Source organism: Variovorax sp. GW821-FHT09D07 (genome assembly GCF_059416345.1).
In genome coordinates this window covers 40,521-61,360 of sequence record NZ_JBWKOY010000001.1, presented here as the reverse complement: position 1 = coordinate 61,360, position 20,840 = coordinate 40,521, and the positions used below count along the sequence as shown (strand labels likewise).

The following is a 20,840-nucleotide window of genomic DNA, read 5'->3' as shown; positions in this document are numbered from 1 at the left end:
GGCGCTACGCCAGCGTCGCCCGCGCAAGAAACGGCGCCAGCTGCACGCGCGCCATCTCTGGCGTCACAACGTCGGCGGGAGCGAGCTTCTCGTAGCTGTAGCTCTGCGGATCGTCGTAGATGCGCTCCGAGATCAGCTTGGGCTGCGCGTCGCGCGTGTACGTGAAGATCTGGAACAGGTGGTGGTTCATGAGGTACCAGGCGTGCGGGTCGGCATCGACCGGGTGGTCCTTCAGGCAGGCACCGGGCACCACATGCGTCCAGATGGCCTCGGTGGTCACGCCGTAGTCCTCCACGCCCATGTTCATCGTCCGGGCGCCCATGACGTTCTGCCGGGTCTCGGAGGTCTGCCGGTAGAAGCCCTCCACCGCCGCCCTGCCCGACAAAACGTGTACCGTTCCTCGGTCGCCCACGCGGTACTCGGGCTCGTCGACCGTGAGCTCGGGCACGATGATCTGGTCCCAGTAGCCCGCCACCTCCAGCAGCAGATGCCGCAGATAGTTCTTCAAGATGGCCCGGTGCAGCGGCTTCTCGGTTGCCTGCAGAAAGGCCTCGACCTGGCGCGGCCACTCGGTGACGTCGAACTTCGGCGGCACGCGCATCAGCGTCAGTGCGTCCGCGGTGTCCAGGCGTTGATTCTTCGGGTTCACGGGCTCGGCGTACATGGTGTCTCTCCTGTCTCGGCGCGGTTCAGATCACTGACAGCAAGCCGCCGTCGACGAGCAGCGCGATGCCGCTCACGTAGCTGGCCATGTCCGAGCCGAGCCACGCCACCGAATCCGCGATCTCGGAGGGCTTGCCGAGCCGGCGCAATGGCGTGCGCTGCCGAAAACCTTCGGACGCGGCGGCGATGCCCGGGTTCGTGCGCACCAGGTGGGTGTCGATGACGCCCGGCGCGACCGCGTTGACGCGGATGCCGTCGGGCCCCAGCGCATCCGCCAGGGCCTTGGCCATGAGCACCACGCCGCCCTTGCTGGTGGAATAGGCCACGGTCATGCCGGCGCCCGCGATCCCGCCCATGCTGGCCATCAGCACGATGCTGCCGGCCTTGCGGTTGGCCTTCATCTGCCGCGCCGCCGCCTGGGCACTGAACAGCACGCCGTCGAGGTTGACGCTCATGAGGCGCCGGTAGTCGTCTTCGGCCACGTCGGGGCCGTCCGAGCGCAGCGTGATGCCGGCGTTGGCGACCATCACGTCGACGCCGCCGAATTCCGCCCCTGCCTCGACCAGCGCATCGACTTGCGCGCGCTGGCTCACGTCCGTGCGGTGAAAGCGCACGGCCACGCCCAGCGCCTCGATCTCCGAGGTCGTGGTGCCGCCGCCTTCGTTCGACGTTTCGGTGATGTCCGAGACGATCACCGCCCTGGCGCCGTGCTGCGCGGCGCCGATGGCGATCGCGCGCCCGATGCCGCTGGCGGCGCCGGTGACGACGACGACCTTGTCTTTGAGAATGTCGCTCATTGCAGTGTTCCTTTGCGGGCGCTTCCAGCGGTCGCCTCAGGGGCTGCCGAGGATGCCCAGTTGATGCAGCCCCGTCATCCAGTCTTCGGTGTGCCAGGTGCGGACGATCTTTCCGCCCTTCACCTCGTGGATGTCGATGGCCTGGATGCGCAGTGGCCGGTTCTTCGTGGGCATGCCCACGAAGGCGGTCTTTTGCGTGCCGGAGATCTCAGAGCGCACGACGACCTTGTCGCCCTGCTCGATCACGTCCTTGATCTCGATGCGCAGGTCGGGGAAGGTCGAGGTCAGCATCGTGTAGATCTGCTTCAGTCCTTCGGGCCCCGGCGGCATGCCTTCGGGCGATGGGATGTCGACCCAGCGCGCATCGACGATCTGCTCGATGTGCGCCGGCTCGCGCTTGTCGAAGGCCTGGTACCACCGAGTGGCAACCTGCGTGTTGGCCGACCCGGTGTCGGCGTTCGCCAAGGCGCCGGCAGCCGACAGGAGCAGCATGGACAGAAGCTGTTTCATGGCGCCCTCCTCCCTCAGGCCTGCGCCGCCGGCGGCCAGGCGCCGAGCTGCTGCAGCAGCGAAAAGAGGTTGGCCACGCCCCAGTGCTCGGTGAGCTTGCCGTCCTGCACGCGCATCGCGTCGACGGTCTCGAAGTGGATCTTGCGGCCTGTGGGTGCGATGCCAAACACCTCGCCCTGGTGCGTGCCGTGGTAGGTCTTGAAGGTCGTCACCACGTCGCCGTCCACGCGCTGCCAGTGGATGTCGGCATGGAAGTCGGGGAACGCGGCGCGCAGCGTCTTGTACAGGCCCAGGGCGCCCACCTTGTCCGGCGTGCAGTTGGGCTGCGGCGTGTGGTCCAGGAAGCTGTCGGCGAACAGTTCGTCGAAGAGCGCGTAGTCGCCGCCGCCCTGGACCTCTTCGGTGTTGCGGCGCACGACGGCCTTGGCCGCTTCGCCTGCGGTGTTCTGCTGGTTCATGGTGGTTCTCCTTTGCGCAGTCCGGCGCTCAGCCGAAGAGCTTGGCCGCGGTCTTGGCCACCAGCTCGCCCTGGTGGCGCGCGCCGGCCAGGTCGATCTCGGTCGGCTGGCGCGATCCGTCGCCGGCGGACGAAGAACGAAGGCTGAACTTCGATGACATGGCGCTAGCGTAGGAGCCAAGCATCTCTCGCGGAAGCCTGTTTGTTTCGATGGGATCCATCGAGAAACTGGATGGAATACGCCGCACGCACCACGCCAGAACCAGCCGGTGGCGTAGCATCGGCGCGCACCATGCTTCCCCTCGCCCTGACCTACTTCCGTGAAGTCGCTCTCAGCGGCTCGATCCGCCGTGCGGCGGAACACCTGTCGATCGCGCCGAGCGCCATCAGCCGCCAGATCGGCCAACTCGAAGCGGAACTGCAGGTCGCCCTGTTCGACCGTCGCGCGCGGCGCCTCTCGCTCACGGCCGCCGGCGAACTGGTGCGCGACTACGCCGCGCGCGCCAGCACCGACGCCGAAGCCTTGCGCGCTTCGCTGCAGCAGATCACCGGATTGCAGGCGGGACAGGTGCGCATCGGCAGCGTCGAGGGCATGGTCTACTTTCTTTCGCGCTACCTGGCGGGTTTCGACCAGCGCTTTCCGGGCATCCGCGTGAGCGTCTCGATCGTCGGCTCGCGTGCGGTGCTCGAGCTGCTGCGCGACGGCGAGATCGACCTGGCCCTGGCCTTCGGCCTGCCGGCGCGCAACCCCTTCCATGTGCATGCGCGGCTGGAGCAGCCGCTGTGCGCCATCGTCGCGGCCGGCCATCCGCTGGCGGCGCGGCGCAGCATCTCGTTCAAGACGCTGGCGGACCAGCGCGTGGTGCTGCCCGACACCACCTTCCAGATCCGCTCGCTGATCGATGCCATCGCGCTGAAGACCAAGACTTCGCTCACGCACGTGATCGAAGCGAACACACTGGACATGGCCAAGGGCATCGTGCGCCATTCCGAGCTGATGACCTTCCTGCCGCGCTACGCGGCGCTGCGCGAAATCGCCAGCGGCGAGCTGTGCGCGGTGCCGCTGCAGGAGCGCGACCTGGCCCAGACCCACATCAGCCTCATCACCATGCCCTCCTACCAGCCGTCACCGGCTGCGCGCAAGCTGCTGCAGACCTTCAAGGCCGGCATGGGCCGCTACGGCACCACCGCCGCCGAGCGCGGCTAGCGGCGAGTGTCTTTCCTGTTCTCATTTCGGCAACATATGGGTGCCGAAGTTTGGCTTCTTTGCAACCCGCAAGCTGCATAGAGTCGAGACCCACGGAGACATTCACCCATGACCCAAGTTGTCGATTTCCAGCCCGGTGGCTACCGCTACATCCAGGCCGTTTTCCAGTACTCGGCGGGCGTTGCCGCACTGCCGGGCTTCGCCGTCGAGCGCGTGGTGTTCCAGCGCCCGCCCGCCCTGCTCGCGGGCTTCGATGCCATCGCCGCGCACCTGGTACAACGCGGCCGGCCGCTGTCGGCGCTGTGCGGCTGCGAGCTGCGCTCGCCCGCGCCGCTGTCCGACGGCGGCTTCGTCGAGTTCAACCGCCTGTACGTGCGCACGCTGCAGGACTGGGGCCTGGTGCGCGGCGACATCAACCCTGTGGCCCGCACCAATGTCTGCCCGGTGTACGAGCCGCCCGCATCGCCCGCGTTCCATGCCTTCTCGTACACCGTGCCGGACGACGGCACCGCGCTGCCCGGTTTCGTGGTAGCTGGCGGCGGTGAGGCACCCGAGGGCCACGGCAACTACCGCGACGTAATGGTGCGCCTGGGCGACACCAGCCTCGACGGACTGCGGGAGAAGGTGCGCTACGTCGTGGCGGAGATGACGCGGCGCGTCACGGCGCTGGGCTTCACTTGGCAGGACGCGGTCGCAACGCAGGCCTACACGGTGCACGACATCGGGCCGCTGATGCACGAAGAGCTTGTCCGGCGCGGCGTGGCCCGCATGGGGCTCACCTGGCAATTCACCCGCCCGCCCATCGCTGACATGGAATACGAGATGGACCTGCGCCGTGTGGCGCGCGAACTGGTGCACGCCTAAGCGGCGATCGAGAAAAAGTGAGCAACGCCATGGTCACGGCCGCACAACTCGGCGCCAACCTAGCGGCCGGCACGACCACCTCGCGCGCACTGGTCGAGGCGGCGCTCGAACGCATCACCGACCCTGCGGGTGAAGGTGCACGCGCCTTCACCCACATCGATGCGGAAGGCGCACGCCGGATGGCCGACGCCTCCGATGCGATGCGCCGCAACGGCGCTGTGCGCTCGGCCATTGAAGGCCTGCCGGTGTCGGTGAAGGACTTGTTCGACGTGGCCGGCCAGGTCACGCGTGCGGGCTCGGTGGTGCGTGCCGATGCCCTGCCGGCTGTGCACGACGCCATCGCCGTCGAACGGCTGCGCGCCGCAGGTGCGGTGATCCTGGGCCGCACGAACATGGTCGAGTTCGCCTTCGGTGGCGTGGGCCTGAACCCGCACACCGGCACGCCGCGCAACCCCTGGGACCGGGCCACCGGCCGCGTGCCGGGCGGATCGTCCTGCGGCGCCGGCGTGGCGCAGGCGGACGGCATGGGCGTGATGGCCCTGGGCACCGACACGCGCGGCTCGGTGCGCATCCCGGCGGCGCTGTGCGGTGTGGTCGGGTTCAAGCCGACCGCGCGGCGGGTGCCGACCGACGGTGCCTTCCCGCTTTCGTGGACGCTCGATTCCATCGGCCCGCTGACCAACTCCGTCGACTGCTGTGCGCTGTTCGACGCGATTCTTGCCGGCATGGCGCCCGCGCCGCTCACACCGCTGGACGCACGCGGCCTGCGCCTGCTCGTGCCTGAAGGCGGCCTGATGAACGACCTCGACCCCGAGGTGGCGCACGCCTTTTCGGCCGCGCTGGCGACGCTGTCGCGCGCCGGAGCGCACATCGCCACCGCCCCGATACCGCCGCTGGACGCGCACCCGCGCTACTTCGAGGGCGGTGGCATTGCGGGAGCGGAAGCCTACGTGGTGCACCGCGAGAGTCTGGAACGGCTCCCGCTCTACGACCCGCGCGTGGGCCAGCGCCTGGCGCTGGGCGCCAGCATCAGTGCCGCCGACCACATCGCGCTGCTGCGCCTGCGCGCCTTTTCCATCGCAGCCTTCGCGCAAGCGCTGGCCCCGTTCGACGCGCTGCTGCTGCCCACCGTGGCCTGCATCGCACCGACGCTGGCCGAGGCCGACCGCAGCGACGACGACTACGTGCGCTGGAACCTGCGCATCCTGCGCAACTCCGGGGTCGTCAATTTTCTCGACGGCTGCGCCCTCACCCTTCCCTGCCATGCACCGGGCACGGCGCCGGTGGGACTGATGGCCTGCGGCGCGGCGGGCAGCGACCGGCACCTGCTGGCGGTTGGCGCGGCCATCGAGCGCGCACTCGGACCGCGAGCGTGAGAAGCATCGAATTTCAAGAAGGAGACAAGACCATGAAAACCCTCTCGCAACGCGTTCTCGGCGCCCTCTGCAGCCTGGCGGCCGCTTTCGCCCTCATGGGCACCGGCCACGCGCAGGACATCAAGGAGCGCAACTTCAAGCTCGCGTTCGTCAACCAGAAGGAGCACCCGCAGGGCATGGGCGCGCAGCGCTTCGCCGACCTGGTGGACAGGAAGAGCGGCGGCAAGATGAAGGTGAAGCTCTTTCCGGCTGGCGTGCTCGGCGGCGATGCGGCCGTCATCTCGTCACTGCAGGGCGGCACGGTGGACCTGACGATGGTGGTACCCGGATCGATCTCGGTCGCCATCAAGGAGTTCTCGCTGTTCGACCTGCCCTTCCTCTTCAACAACGAGAAGGAGGCCGACTTCGTGCTCGACGGCCCGGTCGGCCGCAAGCTGCTGGACAAGCTGCCCGAGAAGGGCCTCGTTGGCCTGACCTACTTCGAGCACGGCTTTCGCAACGTCACCAACAGCCGGCGGCCGGTGGCGAAGATGGAAGACCTGCAGGGCCTCAAGCTGCGGGTGATGCAGATCCCCGTGATGATCGACATGTTCAGCGCCCTGGGCGCCAACCCCTCGCCGCTGCCCTTGCCCGAGGTCTACACCGCGCTGGAGCAGAAGGCCGTGGACGGCCAGGAGAACCCGTACTCGCTGGTCGAGGCCTCGAAGTACTACGAGATCCAGAAGTACGCATCCGACACGCGCCACACCTTCAACCCGATCGTGCTGCTGTTCAGCAAGAAGACCTGGGACAAGCTCTCCGCGGACGAACGCAAGGTGCTGGCCGACGCCGCCAAGGAGGCCCAGCCCTACCAGCGCAACGCCAACCGCGAAGTGAACGCGAAGTCGGCCGAGCTCCTCAAGAGCAAGGGCATGACGCTGACGGCGTTTCCGGCGCAGGAGCGCGAGCGGTTGCGCGAGAAGCTCAAGCCGGTGACCGAAAAATACGTAAAGCAGATCGACCCGGCGCTCGCACAGGAGCTGTTCTCCGAGCTCGACAAGGCGCGGGCCGCCAAGTAGCCCCCGCCCGGCAACCGCACAAGGAAAGAAGATCATGGCTCGCCTGATCGATGGCTACTGTCGCCTGCTGGAGGGCCTGATCGCGCTGTTCCTGGCGATCATGGTGGTGCTGGTGTTCGGCAACGTGGTGCTGCGCTATGGCTTCAACTCCGGCATCACGGTGTCGGAGGAAGTCTCGCGCTGGCTGTTCGTGTGGGTCACCTTCCTGGGCGCGATCGTCGCGCTCAAGGAACACGCCCACCTCGGCACCGACATGCTGGTCTCGCGGCTGCCGCTGCTCGGCAAGAAAGCCTGCCTAGTGGCGGGCCAGCTTCTGATGCTGTTCATCGCCTGGCTGCTGTTCGACGGCAGCCTCGACCAGGCGCGGATCAACTGGGACGTGGCCGCGCCGGTCACGGGCATGTCCAGCGCCTTCCTGTACGGCTCGGGCGTGGTGTTCGCCGCTTCGGCAGGGCTGCTGATCCTGCGCGAGCTGTGGCGCGCGCTCACGGGCCAGCTCAGTGAGGCCGAGATGGTGATGGTCAAGGAGTCGGAGGAACAGGGCGAGCTCGAGGCGCTGCAGGCCGAGCTCGCGCGCCAGGAAGCCGCGCAAGCCGCACAGCCCAAGTCGCCAGGAGAACGGCCATGACAGTCGCAATCTTCATCGGCGCCTTGCTGGGCGCCATGGCGCTCGGCATCCCGATCGCCTTCGCACTGCTGGCCACGGGCGTGGCCCTGATGTGGCACCTGGACCTGTTCGACGCGCAGATCCTGGCGCAGAACGTGGTTAACGGGGCCGACAGCTTTCCGCTGCTGGCGGTGCCCTTCTTCATGCTGGCCGGCGAGATCATGAACGTCGGCGGACTGTCGCGCCGCATCATCGACCTGGCGCTGGCGCTGGTCGGCCACATCCGCGGCGGCCTGGGCTACGTCGCGATCATGGCGGCAGTGCTGCTGTCGGCGCTGTCGGGCTCCGCGGTGGCCGATGCTGCCGCGCTCACCGCGCTGCTGCTGCCGATGATGGTCTCGGCCGGGCACGACAAGGCGCGCTCGGGCGGGCTGATCGCGGCTTCAGGGATCATCGGGCCGGTCATTCCGCCGAGCATCGGCTTCGTGATCTTCGGCGTGGCGGCCAACGTGTCGATCACCAAGCTGTTCCTGGCCGGCATCTTCCCGGGCCTGCTGATCGGCGCCGCGCTGTGGTTCACCTGGTGGTGGCTGGGCCGGCGCGAGCAGATCGTGCCGCCGCCGCGCCGCTCGCGTGCCGAGGTGCTGAAGGCGCTGCGCGCCTCGGGCTGGGCGCTGATGCTGCCGGTGATCATTCTGGTCGGCCTGCGCGCGGGCGTGTTTACGCCCACCGAGGCCGCCGTGGTCGCTGCGGTCTATGCGTTGTTCGTCTCCACCGTCGTGTACCGCGAGTTGAAGCCGCGCCAGCTGTACGCGATCTTCGTTTCGGCCGCCAAGACCACCTCGGTGATCATGCTGCTGATTGCCGCCGCGATGGTGTCGGCCTGGCTCATCACCGTGGCCGACCTGCCCAGCAAGGTGATCGGCCTGCTCGAGCCCTTCATGGCCAGCCCGACGCTGCTGCTGGTCGCGATCATGGTACTGGTGATGATCGTCGGCACCGCGATGGACATGACGCCGACGATCCTGATCCTCACGCCGGTGCTGATGCCCGTGGTCAAGGCGGCGGGCATCGACCCGGTCTACTTCGGCGTGCTGTTCATCATCAACAACTCGATCGGGCTCATCACGCCGCCGGTGGGCACGGTGCTCAACGTGGTGGCCGGCGTGGGCCGCATGAAGATCGACGAGGTCACCAAGGGCGTGTGGCCTTTCATGCTGGCCGAGCTGGCGGTGATGTTCCTGCTGGTACTGTTTCCTTCGCTCGTTACCGTGCCCGCCAAATGGTTCGGTGGCTGACGCGCGAACGACTCGCTCACCTCCACCACCACACTTCGACAAGGACACCCATGAAGACACTGAAGCGGACACTGGCACTCGCGACGATCGGCCTGGCAGCAGTGGCCACGTCGGCGCAGGCGCAGACCCGACCCGTCGTGCAGTTCATCGCCACGGGCGGCACCATCGCGATGAAGATCGACCCCGTCACCAAGGGCGTGGTGCCCGCGATCTCGGGCGACGACCTGATGCAGACGGTGCCCGATGCCGGCAAGTACGCGACCATCGAGGTCAACAACTTCTCGGCCATGTCGTCCAACTACATCGAGGCGAAATGGTGGACGCGCCTGACCAAGGCGGTCGACGACGCGCTCGCGCGCCCCGAGGTGGCCGGCGTGGTCATTGCGCACGGCACCGACACCATGGAAGAAACGGCCTACTGGCTGGACCTGACCGTCAAGTCCGACAAGCCGGTGATCCTCATCGGCGCGCAGCGCAATGCCTCGTCGCCCGACTTCGACGGCCCGCGCAACCTGCTCAACGCCATCCGCATCGCCACCACGCCCGAAGCGCGCGGCAAGGGCGTGATGCTGGCGATGAACAACCAGATCAACGCGGCACGCAACGTCACCAAGACGCACACGGCCAACGTCGAGACCTTCAATTCGGGCGACTTCGGTTTCCTGGGCGAGGTGTGGGACGACAAGGTCGTCTTCACGCGCTCGCCGCTGCGCCGCCAGCACATCGACATCGGCAACGCCGAGATGCCGCGCGTGGAAATCGTCGCCATGTTCGGCGGCGCCGACGGCTCGCTGATGCGCTACGCCGTCGACCAGGGTGCCAAGGGCATCGTGGTGCAGGCGGTGGGCATGGGCAACATGAACGTCTCGATGTTCGAGGCGCTCAAGTACGCGCTGTCCAAGGGCGTGCCGGTGGTCGTCTCCACGCGCGTGCACAACGGTCGCACGCGGCCGGTCTACGGTTTCGTGGGCGGCGGCAAGACCAGCGACGAGGCCGGCGCCGTAATGGCGGGCGACCTGAGCCCGCAGAAGGCGCGCCTGCTGCTCATGCTCCAGCTGCACCGCGGCGTCACCAGCAAGGCCGAGTTGCAGGCCGCGTTCGACCGGTAGGCCGGGCCCGCTACAGCATCGACTCGGGGATCACCAGCGACTGCAGGTAGAGCCTGACGCGGGTCGGCAGGTCCGCGCCGGGCTCGTCATCCGTCACCCTGACGGGCGGGTTGCTGTCGATGCGCCACCATTCCAGCGCATCGTCGCTGCTCGGCTTCAGGCGCACCTGGTACGCGGCGTGCAGCATCAGCTCGTTGAAGAAGGCGCTCGCCTCCTCCGCCAGCGCGGGGCAATCGATGCGCAGGCCGAACTCGGTGTTCAGCGCATCGGAGCGCGGGTCCATGTTGACCGAGCCCAGGAAGAGCGTCCGGCGGTCGATCACCAGCGCCTTGGTGTGCAGCCGCACCTGCGCCCCCGCGCCGATGCTGCCGACGAACAACGCCCGGCCCGCGTTCGGGTGGATCTCGTGGATGCGCATGCCGCCCTGCAGCAATTGCGTGCGGTAGCGGCGGTAGCCGGTGTGGACCACGGGCTCGTCCGTGGCGGCCAATGAATTGGTGATGAGTGTCTGCCGGATGCCCCGCGCCGCGTTGCGGCGCATGCCCTCGAGCGCCGCCGGGCCCGGCACGAAGTACGGCGACGAGGTCGTGATTTCGGACTGCGCCTGCTGCGCCGCCTCGCCCAGCAGGCGGCGGCTGGTGTCGATGAGCGCGCCGCTGGGCAGGCGTCGCGTCTCCATCTGGCCCCAGGCCTTGGCCGGTGCATCGGCAAAGGCCTGCGCCGTGCCGAACGCCAGCCTCACGCGGCCTGCCGCCAGCTCGTCGCCCAAGGTGACACGGCCCGTGGGATCGACGGTGCGAAACGGCACCGGCTCGGGCGTGTCGGCGCCGTCCACGCGCGCATCGAAGGCGCGGCGCAAGCCTTCGGCATCGGCCGAGGGGCGCAGCACCGAGCTTGCCGTGCGCACCTGCGGCGCATTCCAGTATTCGTCGAAGAGGCTTGCCATCTGCGGCAGCACCGCGCCGGCCACCAGCACGTCGTAGTCGAAGAAGTTGGCGTCGGCATCGCGCATGAAGTAGATGTCGCCCAGGTTGCGCCCGCCGGCCACGGCCAGCACGCCATCGGCCACGAACAGCTTGTTGTGCATGCGGCGGTTCAGGCGCGCGAAGTCGAACAGCGCCAGGCCGAAGCGCACAGCTGTGCCGCCGCGCGTGGGAAAGGGGTTGAAGATGCGCACCTCCACGTTCGGGTACGCGCCCAGGCCTTCGAGCAGCGGCCCGATGTCTTGCGTGTAGAGGTCGTCCACCAGCAGCCGCACGCGCACACCACGCGCTGCCGCGTTGCGCAGCTCGCGCAGCACCAGCCGGCCGGTCGCGTCGTCGTGCAGGTGGTAGTACTGCAGGTCGAGCGAGCGCTGCGCCCCGCGCAGCAGCGCCAGGCGCGTGTCCATGCTGGCCAGGCCCAGCATCAGGCGAAAGCCGCTGGCGCCGGGTTCGGCCCCTTGCATCGACGCGGTGGCGATGCGGTCGAGCGGCGTCGCGGGTCCCTGCACGGGCAGCGAGGTGCTGGCGGTGCGCGGGCCTTCGTCGGGGAGCGTCGCACAGCCGGCGAGCGACAGCGCGACGAAGGCGGCAGCGGCAAGAAGAAGCTGGCGAGTCAGCGCGGCGAAAGAGGCGGTGGCAGGCATGGCGAAGCCATTCAAGCACGCATCGGCAGCCCCGTCAGCAGCTTGTCGAGCGTGATCGGGTAGTTCCGCACACGCACGCCGGTGGCATTGAAGATGGCGTTCGCCACCGCGGCGGCCGAGCCGCAGGTGCCCAGCTCGCCGATGCCCTTCGACTTGATCGGGCTCGCGAGGTCGTCGCTGTCCTGCAGGTAGACGGCGTCGATGTCGGGAATGTCTGCGTGCACCGGCACCAGGTACTCGGCCATGTCGTGGTTCACGAAGTAGCCGTGGCGCGCATCGACCACGGCTTCCTCGTGCAACGCCGCGCCCACGCCGAACACCATGCCGCCGATGGCCTGGCTGCGCGCGGTCTTCATGTTGAGGATGCGGCCCGCCGCGAACACGCCGAGCATGCGGCGCACGCGCGTCTCGCCGGTGTCGATGTCCACGCCCACCTCGCAGAAGTGGGCGCCGAATGCGGCCTGCGCATAGCGGCGGTGCAGGTCGCCGGGCTCGACGTTGCCGAGCACGCTGAGGCCTTCCGCGCCCGCCAGCTCGCCGAGCGCGTGCGAGCGACGCCCCAGGGCGATGCGGCCGCGCTCGAAGCGCGCCGCCTGCGCATCGAAGCCGGCACGCTGCGCCAGCAGGCGGCACAGTTGCTGGCAGCCGTCGAAGACCGAGGCACCCGCGCTCGACGCGCCGATGGACGCGATCGAGCCCGCACCGGCTGGCAGCGCGGTGTCGCCCAGCCGCACGCCAATGCGGTCCATCGGGATGCCGGTCATCTCGGCGGCGATCTGCGCCAGCACGGTGTAGGTGCCGGTGCCGATGTCGGTCATCGAGGTTTCGATCAAGAGCCGGCCCTGCGCATCGAGGCTCAGCCTGGCGTTCGACGGACGCACCGAGTGATGGTGGATGGCGCTGGCCACGCCCATGCCGACCAGCCAGCGGCCGTCGCGCACCCTCCCCGGCTCGGGGCTTCTCTGGCTCCACCCGAAGCGCCGCGCGCCCTCGCGCAGGCACTCGATCAGCTTGCGCCCGGAGTACGGGCGCGACGGCCCGCGCTCCGGGTCGTGCGGGCTGTCGTTGAGAATGCGCAGCTGCACCGGGTCGATGCGCAGCTTTTCAGCCAGTTCGTCGAGCGCCACCTCGAAGGCCATCTGCCCGCTGGTGGTGGCCGGTGCGCGCATGGCGGCGGCCTCGGGCAGGTCGAGTGCGGCCACGCGGTGCGCCGTCATGCGGTTCGGGGCGGCGTACAGCAGGCGCGTCTGGCGCGAGGCGCCTTCGTAGTAGCTGCGGCCCGGCAGGTTGCTGGTCCAGGTCTCGTGGCCGATGGCCGTGAGCCGGCCGTCGGGCGTGGCGCCCAGGCGCACGCGCTGGATGGTCGCGGCGCGGCGCGTCGTGTGGTTGAGCAGCTGCTCGCGCGCCAGCGCCGTCTTCACCGGCCGGCGCAGCTCGCGCGCGGCAAAGGCCGAAAGCACGGCATCGGCATGCGTGCGCAGCTTGGAGCCGAAACCGCCGCCCACGAAGGCCGAGACCACGCGCACCTGGGCCGCCGGCACGTCCAGCATCGCGGCCACGTCGCTGGCGGCCCAGTTGGGCATCTGGTGCGAGGTGTAGAGCGTGAGCCGATCGCCATCCCAGCGCGCGGTGGTGGCCTGCGGCTCCAGCATCGCGGGATGCTGGTCGGGCGTGGTGTAGGTCTGGTCGATCGTGACGGGTGCGGTGTCGTAGGCGCCCTGGAAGTCGCCCACCGCCGTGTCGGCCGCGCTCTCGCTGCCGGCACTGGGGTCGTCGCCGGGCTTGGGGGCACTTGCCTGCGCGGCCGCGAGGTCGAAGCGGCCCGCGCCGCGCTCGTAGTCGATGCGGATCAGGAACGAGGCCGCGCGCGCCTGCTCGAAGCTCTGCGCCACCACGAAGGCCACCGCCTGGCCGTGCTGCTGCACCTCGGGGCCCGACAGCTGCGACACCACATTGGCGCGCCCCTTCGGCGCCATGCGCGGCACGTTGGCGTAGGTGTAGACCAGCAGCACGCCCGGCGCGCGCTGCGCCTCGGCGGTGTCGATGCGCGTGATGCGGCCCTTGGCAATGCCCGCCAGCACGATCCAGCCATAGGCGGCGTCGGGCACCTCGTTGCCGTACTCGTAGCTGTAGCGGGCACGGCCGCTGACCTTGAGCGGCCCGTCGATGCGGTCGAGCGGGCGGCCCAGCACGCGCTCGCGGTCCAGGGCGCTGGGCCCGGCGGCTTCGGTGAATTGCATGTCGTCGCCCTCCTGCGTTCAGGTGTCGATCGCCTGCGCCAGCGTGGCGTGCAGGGTGCGCCGCAGCAGCGGGATCTTGAAATCGTTGTGCCCGTGGCCGCGCGCACCGGCCAGCAACAGGTCGGCCACGGCCTCGCGCGCCTGCGCACCGCCGTCGGTGCCGACGAGCCGGCGCTCGGCCTCCTCGTTGCGCCAGGGCTTCGCGGCCAGTCCGCCGAAGGCCAGGCGCGCGGCGGTCACCGTGCCGCCCTCGCGCACCACCACGGCCGCGACGGAGACCAGCGCGAAGGCGTACGACGCACGGTCGCGCACCTTGCGGTAGAGCTGCGTGCCGCCCAGTGGCGCGGGCAAGGTCACGGCGGTGATCAGTTCGTCGGGTGCGAGCACCGTCTCGACCTCGGGCGTGTCGCCCGGCAGGCGATGCAGCTCGGCGATGGGAATGCGCCGCGTGGCGTCGCTGGCGGACACCGTCTCCACCTGCGCGTCGAGCGCACGCAGCGCCACCGCCATGTCCGACGAGTGCACCGCAATGCATTGCGTGCTGGCGCCGAAGATCGCGTGGATGCGGTTGAAGCCCTCCATGGCCGCGCAGCCGCTGCCCGGCGTGCGCTTGTTGCAGGGCTTGGTCGTGTCGTAGAAATAGAAGCATCGCGTGCGCTGCAGCAGGTTGCCCGCGGTGGTGGCCTTGTTGCGCAGCTGCGCGCTGGCGCCCGACAGCAAGGCGCGCGACAGCAGCGGATGGCCTTGCCGCACGCGCACGTCGGCCGCGAGGTCGCTGTTGCGTACCAGCGCGCCGATCTTCAGGCCGCCGCCCGGCAGCGCCTCGATGCGGTCCAGCCCGAGGCGGTTGACGTCGATCAGGTGCGGGGGCCGTTCGATGTCGAGCTTCATCAGGTCCAGCAGGTTCGTGCCGCCCGCGATGAAGCGCGCGCCCGGGTGCTGCTGCATCGCCAGCGCAGCGGCAGCCGGCGTGGCGGCGCGTTCGAAGGTGAAGGCTCTCATGTCGCGGCTCCCGCCACTTCGCGGATGGCCGCGACGATGTTCGGGTAGCCCGCGCAGCGGCAGATGTTGCCGCTCATGCGCTCGCGCACCTCCTCGTCGCTGAAGGCCACGGGCGCCGCCAGGTCGTGCGTGACATGGCTGGGCATGCCGCCGCGCAGCTCGCCGAGCATGCCGACCGCCGAGCAGATCTGGCCCGGCGTGCAGTAGCCGCACTGGTAGCCGTCGTGCTTGACGAAGGCGGCCTGCATCGGATGCAGCTTCTTCGGCTCGCCCAGCCCCTCGATGGTCGTGACCGCATCGCCCTCGTGCAACACCGCGAGCGTGAGGCAGCTGTTGATGCGCCGCCCGTTGACCAGCACCGTGCAGGCGCCGCACTGGCCGTGGTCGCAGCCCTTCTTGGAGCCCGTGAACTGCAGCTGCTCGCGCAGCAGGTCGAGCAGCGTGACCCGCGGGTCGATCGACAGCGCATGCGGCGTGCCGTTGATGCGCAGGCTGACGGCGGTCGTCGGCCCTGGCGCGGCAGCGGCTTGGGCCGCCGGCTCGGCGCTCACCGCCATCGGCAGCGCGACCGCTGCAACGCCGGCTGCGCCGGTCACCAGCACCGTGCGACGGGTGCAACCGTCTTCGGTTTCGGTTGTCATCGAGGGCTCGCTCGGCGCGTGCGTCAGGGTTGGCGGTCGGCGGCGGCGCCCGCGGCCGTGCGCGTGGCCGGCATCGTGGAGACGATCGTGCTGTTGACGCGCGAGCCGCTCACCACGTTCTGGTCGGGCGCATGCGCGGTCGCCACCGCGACCTGGCGCATGGCCTCGCGCGAGACGGTCGAGGTGAAGGGATCGGGCCCGCGCGAGCCGCGCGTCACGTTCTGGTCGGGGGCATGGGCCGCGGCCACGGCCTGGGCCGCCACGTCGTCGCGCGAGAGCAGTCCGCCCCCCTGGTGCACGCCGTCGTAGGTTTCGGCAGAGGCCGCGCCGGCCAGGGTCAGGATGGCCAGGAGGCCGAGGGTCTTTCGCATGTGAACTCCTTGTTGGGGATGGGGATCGCGCCTTGCGGCACGGCCGCTGTCGCGACAGGAGTCACTGTAGGAAGGCCGCTTTATGCGACCTTTATGCGAGAGTTAACCCAGCGTTAAGCCGCGCGGCCCGCATCGGCGGCGCGCAGGTGCACGCGCGCCCTCAGCCCTGCCGGCCGGCCCTGCGCGTCATGGCGGTTGGACAGCACGATGCGCAGGCCGTTGCGCAGCGCGGCCATGCGCGCGATGGCCAGGCCCAGCCCGCTGCCCTCGGTCGGGTTGCCGGGCACGCGGAAGAAGCGGTCGAAGGCGCGGTCGATCAGCTCGGGCGGAATGCCCGGCCCGTTGTCCACCACGTCGACCACCGGCCGCCCGTCCACCTCGTGCAGGCGCACGTCGACCACGCCGCCTTCGGGCGAGTGGCGCAGCGCGTTGTCGATCAGGTTGTCGAATACGCTGCGCAGCTCGGCCGGCGGCGCGGTCACCGTCGCGGCAGCCTGGCCCTCGAAGCCGATGTCGATGCGGCGCCGGTCGGCCACCACCATGAGCTGGGCCACGCTGTCGCGCAGCACCGAGGCCACGTCCAGCGCCACCGGCGCCTCGGGCTCGGTGCTGCTTTCCTGGCGCGACAGGCGCAGCAGCTGCTCGATCAGGTGCTGGGCGCGCGTGACGCCGCCCTTGAGGTGCGTGTAGTGCTCGGCCACGGCCTCGCCCGGCACTTCGGCGCGCATGTTGTCCAGCTGCAGGCCGATGGCGGCGATGGGCGTGCGCAGCTCGTGCGCGGCGTCCTGCACGAAACGGCGCTGCGCGGCGAAGGCCTGGCGCAGGCGCCCGAGCAGGCTGTTGAAGGCTTCCACCAGCGGCGCGATCTCGTCGGGCACGCGCGACACCGACAGCTCCGACAGGCTGCGCTCGTCCTGCGCCGCCACGTCGAGCACCACGCTGCGCAGCTTGCGCGAGGTGGCCCACACCACCCACCACAGCGCGGCCAGCGACAGCGGCAGCAGGAGCGCGATGGGCGCGATGGACGACAGCGCCCGCTTGGCCACCAGCCGGCGCACCACGCCGCCGTTCTGGATCACCTGCACCTGGAAGCGGCCGGGGTCGGCCACCGGCGCGGTCGAGTAGACACGCCACAGGCCCTCGCTGCCCGGGCCTGTGCGCACGGTGGTCAGCCCCTCCGCCGGCTGGCGCACCACGGGCAGCGCGGGCCAGGAGCTGGCCAGCAGCTCGCCCCGCCCATTCCAGACCTGGATGACGAAGGTGCCGCGCTCGAAGGTGCTGCGTTCGTCCGCCGGCTTGAGCTCGGGCACGGCCGCGTTGCTGGCGTAGGCGTCGGCCAGCATCTGCATCTGGTCGTCCTTGAAGGTGACGATGAGCCGGTCGTAGCTCTCGTAGGTGAACCAGGCAAAGCCCGCCGCGGCGACCAGGTGCACCAGCACCAGCCACGCCAGCAGCTTGTTGCGCAGCGAACTCGGCGAGTACCAGGGCCGGCCGGGTCCGGTGGTCATGCGTCGACCACGCGCCAGCCGAGGCCGCGCACGTTGCGGATGGTGTCGGCGCCGAGCTTGCGCCGCATGTTGTGGATGATCACGTCGACCGCGTTGCTCATCACCTCCTCGCCCCATCCGTAGATGCGGTTCTCGAGTTGCTCGCGCGACAGGATGGCGCCCGGGCGCTCCAGCATGGCGTGCATCAGCGCGAACTCGCGGGCCGTGAGCGTCTCGCGCGTGCCGCGAAAGAGCACCTCGCGCGTGGTGAGGTCGAGTTGCACGCTGCCGCTGCCGATGATCGAGTTGGCGGCGCCGTGGCGCCGGCGCACCACCGCGCGCATGCGCGCCAGCAGCTCGGGCAGCTCGAAGGGCTTGAGCAGGTAGTCGTCGGCGCCCAGGTCGAGCCCTTCCACGCGCTGGCCGAGGCCGTCGCGCGCCGTGAGGATCAGGATCGGCGTGGCATTGCCCATGCCGCGCGCGTGGCGCAGCACCTCGACACCGTCCAGGCCCGGCAGGCCCAGGTCGAGCAGCACGCAGGTGTAGTCGCCGTCGGCCAGCGCACTGCGCGCCAGCAGGCCGTCGCGCACCCAGTCCACCGCCCAGCCCGAGCGCTCCAGGCCGCGCAGCAGGCTCTTCCCGATCATTTCGTCGTCTTCGACAAGCAGCACCCGCACACTGGCCCCCAATTTCCCGATGGAGGCCGCAGACTAGCGCCGAATCGTTAGAGCAGCGTTAACTTTTTGAGGTGCCCGGCCCATTTCGCCGGGCCAGGCCAGGCGCCCTGTCACCTGGCGCTGCGCGCCGGCCTGCGCTTCAACGCCGCCCGCAGCTCCTTGAGGATCAGCCCGACATAGGGATTCGGGTCCGCCTCCCGGTGTGCCAGGTACAGGCTCGACACCGCCTCCTTGTCGAGCACCGACTGGTAGACCACGCCATCGAGCTGGATGCAGCGCGTGTCCCCCGGCACCAGCGCGATGCCGACGCCGGCGGCGACCAGCCCGGCGATGGTCGAGGCCTCGCGCGCTTCCTGCACCATGCGCGGCCGGAAGCCGGCCTTGGCGCACAGGTCCTGCACCTTCCAGTACAGGCCGATGCCGGCATTGCGCGGGTACATCACCAGCGGTTCGTCGCGCAGGTCGGCGATGCGCAGCGGCTTGCCGCTGAGCCGGTGGTCGCGCGGCACCACCGCCATCAGCGGCGACTGGTACCACTCCTCGACGATCAGGCCGGTCGGGATCTCGACGTTCGGGCGGCGCAGCACGGCCACGTCGAGGGCGTGCCCATGCACGGCGTCGAGCTGGTCGAGCGAGGTCATCTCCTTCAGCGTGAGCACCACCCGCGCGTGCTGCTTGCGAAAGCGCAGGATGGCCGCGGGCATGGCCGGCGACAGCATCGACGACGCCGTGTAGCCCAGCGCGATGCTGCCGACCTCGCCCGAGGCCGCGCTCTGCGCCTCGCCCTTGGCCGTCTCCACCTCCTGCAGGATGCCGCGCGCGCGCTCCAGGAAGTGGCGGCCCGCCTGCGTGAGGAACACGCGCCGCTTGTCGCGCTCGAGCAGCCGGACCTTGAGCTCTTCCTCGAGCGCCTGGATCTGGATGCTCAGCGGCGGCTGCGCGATGTGCAGGCGCTGCGCGGCGCGCGTGAAGTTGAGCTCCTCGGCGACGGCGACGAAATAGCGGAGATGGCGCAGTTCCATGATATCTACCAGGTATGAGAAACCGACGATAAACAGTATTTCCAAATATAAGACAGCTTGCCTACGATGCCTGCATGACACGCAGAGACACATCGCAGGAACAGCCTGCACCCCAGCCCTTCCAGGGCCATCCGCTGATCCGGGGGCTGGCCCGCGGCGAACCGTTGACGGCCTTCGGCATCCGCATGGCGCGCACGCCCGACATCGCCCGGCTGGCCAAGGCCAGCGGCCATCACGCGGTCTGGATCGACCTCGAGCACAGCACCATCGCGCTCGACGCGGCGGGCGCCATCTGCGCCGCGGCGCACGACCTGGGCCTGATGGCACTGGTGCGCGTGCCCGAGCGCGAGTACGGCGCCATCGGCCGGCTGCTCGACGCGGGTGCGTCGGGCCTGATCTTTCCGCGCGTCGAGACCGCCGCGCAGGCCGCCGACCTGGCCGCAGCCTGCCGCTTTGCGCCGCACGGCCACCGTTCGGCCATCGCCGCGCTGCCGCAGTTCGGCTACCGGCGCCTGCCGCCGGCCGAGACCTACCGGCTGGCCAACGATGCGGTGGTCGTCAACGTGCTGATCGAGAGCCCGTTGGGCATCAAGAACGCCGAGGCGATCGCGCGGGTGCCCGGCATCGACCTGGTGAGCATCGGCTGCAACGACCTGAGCGCCGAACTCGGCGTGCCCGGCGACTACCGCCATCCGCTGATGCAGCACGCACTGGACACCGCCCTCGCCGCCTGCGCGCGCGCCGGCACGCCGCTGTCGATCGGCGGCATCGCCGACGCGGCGCTCAATGCCGAGCTGCTGGCACGCGGCGCAGCGCCCTTCCTCATGACGGGCATCGACACCGACGTGCTGCTCGCCGCGATGCAGGAGCGCGTGCGCGGCGCGCTGGCCGGGCATGTGTCCGTCAGCTCGTCTTCTTCCTCCCTTTCTCCCGCCACCGCCTGACCATGACCCACGAGATCCTGACCTCCAAGCCCATGCGCGACGCGCAGACCTTGACCCGCGCCGCCTTCGAGGTGCCCGCCGGCGCCTGCGACGCGCACGTGCATGTCTTCGGCCCCGCCGAGCGCTACCCGCGCGTCGACCAGCCGCACTACACGCTGCCCGACGGCAACCTGGCGCAGCTGCAGGCCGCCCTCGGCGTGCTCGACATCGAGCGCTTCGTGATCGTGCAGCCCAGCTTCTACGGCACCGACAACCGCTGCATGCTAGATGCGCTCGACGCCGCCGGCGACCGTGCACGCGGCGTGGCGATGGTCGACGACAGCGTGTCCGACGAGGCCTTGCGCGCCATGCACGCGCGCCGCGTGCGCGCGCTGCGGCTCGACCTGTTCCTGCGCGCCCAGCTGCCCACGGCCGAGCTGCACGCCTACATCGAACGCAGCATCCAACGCATCCGCCCGCTGGGCTGGCACGTGCAGTTCTACACACCGGGCTGGGTCGTGCGCGACCTGATCCCGGTGCTGCCCGATCTCGACTCGGACTTCGTGATCGACCACATGGGCTACATGCTCGAAAGCGACGGCCTCACGCGCGCCGACTTCGACCGCCTGCTGCGCGCCGTGGCCGACGGACGCGGCTGGTTCAAGCTCTCGGGCCCGTACCGCCTGGCGAAGGACGGCAACTACGCCAGGCTGCGCCCGCTCGCACAGGCCATCGTCGAGGCCGTGCCCGAGCGCGTGATCTGGGGCAGCGACTGGCCGCACATTCCCGAAGGCGGGCGCGACACCGGCGAGCTGCTGAACCTGCTGGCCGACTGGATTCCCGATGCCACCGCGCGCCGCAAGGTGCTGGCCGACAACCCTGCCCGCCTGTTCGGCTTCTGAAC

At 69.7% G+C, this 20,840-nt stretch carries 21 protein-coding genes and 1 pseudogene; 9 read left to right on the top strand and 13 right to left on the bottom strand.

Translation table 11 applies throughout. The annotated features are described in order from the left end of the window. Positions 1-4: 4 nt before the first annotated feature. From AC07OX_RS00250 to AC07OX_RS00230, 5 genes and pseudogenes are all read right to left on the bottom strand, one after another. Entirely contained in the window at positions 5-664 is a 660-nt protein-coding gene (locus tag AC07OX_RS00250; RefSeq protein ID WP_495262980.1) for a hypothetical protein, read from the bottom strand. A 25-nt stretch (positions 665-689) separates the two neighbouring features. Next, a complete protein-coding gene (locus AC07OX_RS00245; RefSeq protein ID WP_495262981.1) occupies positions 690-1,460 on the bottom strand; it encodes an SDR family NAD(P)-dependent oxidoreductase in 771 nt (256 codons plus the stop codon). Between the two features lie 36 nt (positions 1,461-1,496). Next, positions 1,497-1,970 (bottom strand): ester cyclase, encoded by a 474-nt coding sequence (locus AC07OX_RS00240; RefSeq protein ID WP_495262982.1) that lies wholly within the window; start codon positions 1,968-1,970, stop codon positions 1,497-1,499. A gap of 14 nt (positions 1,971-1,984) precedes the next feature. After that, entirely contained in the window at positions 1,985-2,428 is a 444-nt protein-coding gene (locus tag AC07OX_RS00235; RefSeq protein ID WP_495262983.1) for an ester cyclase, read from the bottom strand. A 28-nt stretch (positions 2,429-2,456) separates the two neighbouring features. Next, positions 2,457-2,558, bottom strand: a pseudogene (locus AC07OX_RS00230) (NAD(P)H:quinone oxidoreductase); the annotation flags it as partial. 161 nt (positions 2,559-2,719) lie between these two features. Between AC07OX_RS00230 and AC07OX_RS00225 the strand changes: the two are divergent. The 7 genes from AC07OX_RS00225 to AC07OX_RS00195 all read left to right on the top strand — a co-directional run bounded on the left by AC07OX_RS00225 (position 2,720) and on the right by AC07OX_RS00195 (position 9,946). Next, entirely contained in the window at positions 2,720-3,634 is a 915-nt protein-coding gene (locus AC07OX_RS00225; protein ID WP_495262984.1) for a LysR family transcriptional regulator, read from the top strand. 108 nt (positions 3,635-3,742) lie between these two features. Continuing rightward, positions 3,743-4,498: a 2-amino-5-chloromuconate deaminase CnbZ gene (cnbZ, locus tag AC07OX_RS00220; protein ID WP_495262985.1), complete on the top strand. Its 756-nt coding sequence runs from the start codon at positions 3,743-3,745 to the stop codon at positions 4,496-4,498. A 29-nt stretch (positions 4,499-4,527) separates the two neighbouring features. Next, positions 4,528-5,874: an amidase gene (locus AC07OX_RS00215; RefSeq protein WP_495263025.1), complete on the top strand. Its 1,347-nt coding sequence runs from the start codon at positions 4,528-4,530 to the stop codon at positions 5,872-5,874. A 32-nt stretch (positions 5,875-5,906) separates the two neighbouring features. Next, positions 5,907-6,932: a TRAP transporter substrate-binding protein gene (locus tag AC07OX_RS00210; protein ID WP_495262986.1), complete on the top strand. Its 1,026-nt coding sequence runs from the start codon at positions 5,907-5,909 to the stop codon at positions 6,930-6,932. A 34-nt stretch (positions 6,933-6,966) separates the two neighbouring features. After that, positions 6,967-7,560: a TRAP transporter small permease gene (locus AC07OX_RS00205; RefSeq protein ID WP_495262987.1), complete on the top strand. Its 594-nt coding sequence runs from the start codon at positions 6,967-6,969 to the stop codon at positions 7,558-7,560. Beyond that, a complete protein-coding gene (locus tag AC07OX_RS00200) occupies positions 7,557-8,837 on the top strand; it encodes a TRAP transporter large permease subunit (protein ID WP_495262988.1) in 1,281 nt (426 codons plus the stop codon). The genes AC07OX_RS00205 and AC07OX_RS00200 overlap by 4 nt, the downstream gene beginning before the upstream one ends. Positions 8,838-8,887: 50 nt before the next feature. Beyond that, a complete protein-coding gene (locus AC07OX_RS00195) occupies positions 8,888-9,946 on the top strand; it encodes an asparaginase (protein ID WP_495262989.1) in 1,059 nt (352 codons plus the stop codon). 10 nt (positions 9,947-9,956) lie between these two features. On the opposite strand, the gene AC07OX_RS00190 is transcribed toward AC07OX_RS00195, so the two are convergent. The 8 genes from AC07OX_RS00190 to AC07OX_RS00155 all read right to left on the bottom strand — a co-directional run bounded on the left by AC07OX_RS00190 (position 9,957) and on the right by AC07OX_RS00155 (position 19,013). Next, positions 9,957-11,573 (bottom strand): phospholipase D family protein, encoded by a 1,617-nt coding sequence (locus AC07OX_RS00190; protein ID WP_495262990.1) that lies wholly within the window; start codon positions 11,571-11,573, stop codon positions 9,957-9,959. Positions 11,574-11,584: 11 nt separating this feature from the next. Then, positions 11,585-13,813 carry a molybdopterin cofactor-binding domain-containing protein gene (locus AC07OX_RS00185; protein WP_495262991.1) on the bottom strand — a complete coding sequence of 743 codons (2,229 nt, stop codon included), beginning with the start codon at positions 13,811-13,813 and terminating at the stop codon, positions 11,585-11,587. Positions 13,814-13,831: 18 nt separating this feature from the next. Beyond that, complete coding sequence (locus tag AC07OX_RS00180; protein ID WP_495262992.1) at positions 13,832-14,815, bottom strand: FAD binding domain-containing protein; 984 nt, start codon at positions 14,813-14,815, stop codon at positions 13,832-13,834. After that, complete coding sequence (gene paoA / locus AC07OX_RS00175; protein WP_495262993.1) at positions 14,812-15,456, bottom strand: aldehyde dehydrogenase iron-sulfur subunit PaoA; 645 nt, start codon at positions 15,454-15,456, stop codon at positions 14,812-14,814. Before paoA ends, AC07OX_RS00180 begins: the two co-directional genes overlap by 4 nt. A 23-nt stretch (positions 15,457-15,479) precedes the next feature. After that, positions 15,480-15,827, bottom strand: coding sequence for a DUF4148 domain-containing protein (locus AC07OX_RS00170; protein ID WP_495262994.1), 348 nt, complete (start codon positions 15,825-15,827; stop codon positions 15,480-15,482). A 113-nt stretch (positions 15,828-15,940) separates the two neighbouring features. Next, positions 15,941-17,335, bottom strand: a complete 1,395-nt coding sequence (locus AC07OX_RS00165) for a sensor histidine kinase (RefSeq protein WP_492683358.1) — start codon at positions 17,333-17,335, stop codon at positions 15,941-15,943. Then, a complete protein-coding gene (locus AC07OX_RS00160; protein WP_492683357.1) occupies positions 17,332-17,991 on the bottom strand; it encodes a response regulator in 660 nt (219 codons plus the stop codon). Before AC07OX_RS00160 ends, AC07OX_RS00165 begins: the two co-directional genes overlap by 4 nt. 110 nt (positions 17,992-18,101) lie before the next feature. Continuing rightward, a complete protein-coding gene (locus AC07OX_RS00155) occupies positions 18,102-19,013 on the bottom strand; it encodes a LysR substrate-binding domain-containing protein (protein ID WP_495262995.1) in 912 nt (303 codons plus the stop codon). Positions 19,014-19,087: 74 nt separating this feature from the next. Here AC07OX_RS00155 and AC07OX_RS00150 point away from each other — a divergent pair, with 74 nt between their 5' ends. Further along, positions 19,088-19,957, top strand: coding sequence for an HpcH/HpaI aldolase family protein (locus tag AC07OX_RS00150; RefSeq protein WP_495262996.1), 870 nt, complete (start codon positions 19,088-19,090; stop codon positions 19,955-19,957). Between the two features lie 2 nt (positions 19,958-19,959). Continuing rightward, positions 19,960-20,838: an amidohydrolase family protein gene (locus AC07OX_RS00145; protein WP_492683352.1), complete on the top strand. Its 879-nt coding sequence runs from the start codon at positions 19,960-19,962 to the stop codon at positions 20,836-20,838. Positions 20,839-20,840: the final 2 nt, after the last annotated feature.